This is a genomic window from Pseudoalteromonas sp. BSi20439 (assembly GCF_000241165.1).
Lineage (GTDB): Bacteria > Pseudomonadota > Gammaproteobacteria > Enterobacterales > Alteromonadaceae > Pseudoalteromonas.
In genome coordinates, this window is record NZ_BADW01000057.1 from 1 (window position 1) to 3,361 (window position 3,361).

Here is a 3,361-nt window from a genome sequence, read left to right on the forward strand (position 1 = left end):
CAAAAAGAATAATTAAACTAATTATATATGCCGTTAAAGGCTTGTTATCCTTTTTCATAAATATCCTTTTACTAAAAATTTTCTTTATCAATTAAAATGAATAGTTTATTAATAGGGTTCGCAAGAGGCGAATCTTTGCTAGATAAATTAAACTTGCTGACTGTCCGCTTCACTCTAAGTCGAATTTTGAAAAAAGTGCTATAAACGAATATCGCGTGTAACCCATAATTGCAATTATGGCCTTAACTCATTTCAGCCATAAAGTACCTTAACGTAAAGCTCTTACAAAGTCTCAAACTAACACCTAAGTTTGCAAAGTAGACTGGTGGTGCATATATTAAACTAAGTGATTGGGAGAATGCGCTTGGCTAAATACCTACTACTGTTTTTTGTTTTTTCTTATGTTTGTATAAACTCGGCTTTTGCGAGTGTAAAAGTTGGCGTAACTCATTGGGTTGATTACACCAATCCGGATGAAACAGGCGTTTATATTGAGCTACTCAAAGAAGTTTATGCAGATGAACAGCTCGAGTTTGATTTTAGTACTTACAAACGAATTACCAATTTATTTGAACAAAAACAGTATGACTTCGTAATTGGTGTTGCTAAAGAAGATGTTCCTTTAGCCTATTATCCTCATTGGTACTTAGATTATGATTATCCAATTAATGCCTATTTTTTAAATTCTACTCATAACTTTAATAAGTTATCTGATTTAAACAATAAAGTATTAAGCTGGTTTGATGGCTATAACTTTGATAAATATATTGAGTATAAACACGATTATTACCCGATATCGGCTATTGATAAAGCCATGGATTTGCTACTAAATAAACGCATCGACGCTTTCGTTGATTTTGACTACAACATCCCACAAGAATACAAATCAAAATTAAGTTATGTGGAAGTGGTGCCGGCAAGGCCTATTTATTTGGCTTTTTCAAATAGTAAAAAAGGTAAAGCATTGGCGAAAAAATTTGACCAAGCAATGCCAAAATTAAAATCCTCAGGACGGTTAAAGCAATTATATAAATCAGATTATAAAAATACTCGATTTGAAAATTTTGACGCAAATAAAATAAAAGTTGTACTGAGCACTAATGATGAATCTTTACTTAGGTTCAATTCAGCAAACAACGCAAAGTCACTAGATGCAAAGCTTTACACGCTTATTTTGGCTGCAATGAGTGACTATAGAATTGAGTTTGTAAAAGCGCCAGATACTGATAACGAGGTACAGTATGGTAGCAATCATTGCTATGCCAATAAAATTAACACTCCAGAACGAGCACAGCGTTATTTAATATCGAAGCCATTTTCTTTGTATCTTGCGCCTCGGTTATATTCTCCTAAAGACTTGAGTCAATTTAATAATACAAACATGTTAAACGAGCTTATAGCCCGCAGTGGCTTAACATTGGGTTTGTCAAAGCTTAGAGTATTTCCTGAGGATATTATGTCGCGTATTGACGATGTTGACGAATCTAAAATTAAAGGCGCAGCCATTAATACTTTTTCTAGGTTAGAGCAATTAGCTAGGTTAAAAGAGTTTGACGCTTCTATTGAATACCCAAGTGATATTGCGACGTATTGGCATGAGATCACACATGCTGACATTCACTCCTTTGACTTGAAATTAAAAACACCGTTTACTGTTGGGCATTTAATGTGTCAACGAAGTGAAGACAATATTCGCTTCATGCTTGATTTTAATCACTCGGTTTCAACGTTAATTCAAAGTGATGAATACAAATCGCTTATATATCAATATGCAGCTGATTTACCTTTGGCACAGTTTAATAAAATCTATAAGCAAGCATTGTTAGATGCATATTGAAAGCGTTCGTTAACGTGTCTTTTTGCCAGTTAGCGTATGCTTAATTCTTACAAAAATTAAGTTGCGGGTAAAAAGTGCTTTAATAAAATCGGTTATATAAAGCTAAATACTTGATGTAAAAATTACACCATGGCACTGACAAGTGCGCCAGCATCAGTAACACCAGCGTCTTTCATTGCTTGGCTAATTGTTTGCACCAACGTAACTATTTGCGACTGTATTGTTGAAACGATATTAGCTTGTGCTTCAATTTGTGCCTTTAGCACCTCGTCTTCTTGGTCCGATTGAGCTTGTAATTGAGTGAGTTGCTCTTTTTGTTCTTCAAGTCGCTGTTTGAGCTCTTTAAGTTGCTCTATCATTTTTGCAATATAATCTGGCATCTCTGAATTTGTGGCTTTTTCAACGTTTAGAACAGCACCTTTTGAGGAGAGTTTATTGCGCTCTTTGTCTGATAACTGATAATCAGCGTTGTCCTGATTTTTTGTAGGCTCTTTTGTTTGTTGCGCCATATTAGCTTTATCGGCTGTAATTTTAACCTCAAACGCTGATTGTTTATTTAGCTGTAGCATTGCGTATTATCCATAATGTTATACGTTACTAATTTAGCTATCGGCTGCGATGCTAAAGGGCTAAAGCAAGAAATACAAAAAATGACATCTCATTATATATGCTCACTTCGATAATTATGCCTCTTATCGCTTATGTATTTACCAACCTCTAAATTTATTTTTTATTTTAAATTATATAATTTTTATATTGACACACTGAGTGCTTATTACTACATTTGTAATAGTTTAAAACTACAATTGTAGTAATAAAGGTTAAAATGAAACTTAGTGAATTTGAATTAGACATAATGCAGTTGCTTTGGCAGCACGAGCCTTGTACTGCTAGCCAGTTACATAAAGCCCTACTTGCTGATACAAAAAAAGATAAGCAAGTAGCTTACACTACAGTAAAAACAATCGTTGATAGGTTAGAGCAAAAAGAGGCGATAGTACGCTGTGGGAACGAGGGGAGAGCGATTGTATTTAAATCAGTGATCACTCAAAACGCATTTTCAGCACAAGCAATGCCTAGCTTTATGCAGCGTTTTTTTAAAGGTAACTCTCGCAGCTTAATTGCCCATTTTATTAAAGAAGAAAAGCTGAATGACGAGGATATTGAGTACCTACAATCGCTACTGAAAAATAAAAAGCAAGATTAAAGGAGAAGGTTATGATGGATTATTTTGTAACTTGCACAATTATTAGTGTGTGTTGTTTGCTTGCATCATTAGGGATGAAAAGTGCCCCTTCTAGATTAAATTTTTACGTAATAATGCTGGCTTTAATAGCCTGGTTTGTTCCTTGGCAATACTTTTCTCAATTGCCATTATTTGAAAGTACATCGCAATATACTGTTAATGTTGCTGAGTTTAGTTTTTTAAATACGTTAATAGCCCCTACCGATGCGCAGGTCATAACATCAGAAAGTAGCATTATTGCACCAGTGAGTTGGTTACCATCATTAAACCATATTTTT

General features: G+C 34.3%; 3 protein-coding genes and 1 pseudogene. 3 read left to right on the top strand and 1 reads right to left on the bottom strand.

The window, feature by feature from the left end:
* Positions 1 to 358: 358 nt before the first annotated feature.
* Positions 359 to 1,837 (top strand): ABC transporter substrate-binding protein, encoded by a 1,479-nt coding sequence (locus tag P20439_RS05475; protein ID WP_008465143.1) that lies wholly within the window; start codon positions 359 to 361, stop codon positions 1,835 to 1,837.
* Between the two features lie 122 nt (positions 1,838 to 1,959).
* Here P20439_RS05475 and P20439_RS05480 read toward each other — a convergent pair whose 3' ends face one another.
* Entirely contained in the window at positions 1,960 to 2,406 is a 447-nt protein-coding gene (locus P20439_RS05480) for a hypothetical protein (RefSeq protein ID WP_008109976.1), read from the bottom strand.
* 257 nt (positions 2,407 to 2,663) lie between these two features.
* Between P20439_RS05480 and P20439_RS05485 the strand changes: the two genes are divergently transcribed.
* Both P20439_RS05485 and P20439_RS05490 read left to right on the top strand, forming a co-directional pair.
* Positions 2,664 to 3,044 carry a BlaI/MecI/CopY family transcriptional regulator gene (locus tag P20439_RS05485; protein WP_008109979.1) on the top strand — a complete coding sequence of 127 codons (381 nt, stop codon included), beginning with the start codon at positions 2,664 to 2,666 and terminating at the stop codon, positions 3,042 to 3,044.
* Positions 3,045 to 3,055: 11 nt separating this feature from the next.
* Positions 3,056 to 3,361, top strand: a pseudogene (locus P20439_RS05490) (peptidase M56 BlaR1); the annotation flags it as partial.

What these genes read in the sequence shown, in the direction of transcription:
- P20439_RS05475 (WP_008465143.1), top strand. Translation starts at nt 359, where the DNA reads ATGCGCTTGGCTAAATACCTACTACTGTTTTTTGTTTTTTCTTATGTT.
- P20439_RS05480 (WP_008109976.1), bottom strand. Translation starts at nt 2,406, where the DNA reads ATGCTACAGCTAAATAAACAATCAGCGTTTGAGGTTAAAATTACAGCC.
- P20439_RS05485 (WP_008109979.1), top strand. Translation starts at nt 2,664, where the DNA reads ATGAAACTTAGTGAATTTGAATTAGACATAATGCAGTTGCTTTGGCAG.